The following is a 652-nucleotide window of genomic DNA, read 5'->3' on the forward strand; positions in this document are numbered from 1 at the left end:
GGCCAATGTGGCCAACGGCACGCTGAGCGCGTCGAGCCTTGACGCGGTGAACGGCTCGCAGCTGTACGCCACGAACACGAATGTGTCGAACCTCGCGGGCAACGTGACGACCCTTCAGGGCAACGTCACCACCATCAACGGGCAGATTACGAGCCTGCAAGGCCAACTGGCCGATGCGGTTCTGTATGACTCGTCGGCGCACGACTCAGTGACGCTGGGCGGCACGGGTGCGTCCGCAGCGGTGAAGCTGACCAATGTGGCCAACGGCACGCTGAGCGCTTCTAGCCTCGACGCGGTGAACGGTTCGCAGCTGTACGCAACGAACCAAAGCGTCTCTAACCTGGCAGGTGATATCACCAACATCAACGGCCAGCTTAACGACGCGGTTCTGTACGACTCGTCGGCGCACAACTCGGTGACGCTGGGCGGCACGGGTGCGACGTCGGCAGTGGCGCTGCATAACGTGGCAGCGGGCGAAATCTCGGCATCGAGCTTCGATGCGGTGAACGGTTCGCAGCTGTACAACACGGCAAGCTCGACGGCTAGCGCGCTGGGTGGCGGCTCGACGGTGAACAGCGACGGCTCGATCTCGGCGCCGACGTACAACATCGGCGGCAACACCTACAACAACGCAGGCGACGCGTTCACGCAG

1 pseudogene is annotated in these 652 nt (G+C 63.3%); it reads left to right on the plus strand.

The features are described 5' to 3' along the window. A pseudogene (locus BBA01S_RS45060) lies at positions 1–652 on the plus strand (hypothetical protein); the annotation flags it as partial.

Origin of the sequence: Paraburkholderia bannensis NBRC 103871, assembly GCF_000685015.1 — a bacterium.
Lineage (GTDB): Bacteria > Pseudomonadota > Gammaproteobacteria > Burkholderiales > Burkholderiaceae > Paraburkholderia > Paraburkholderia bannensis.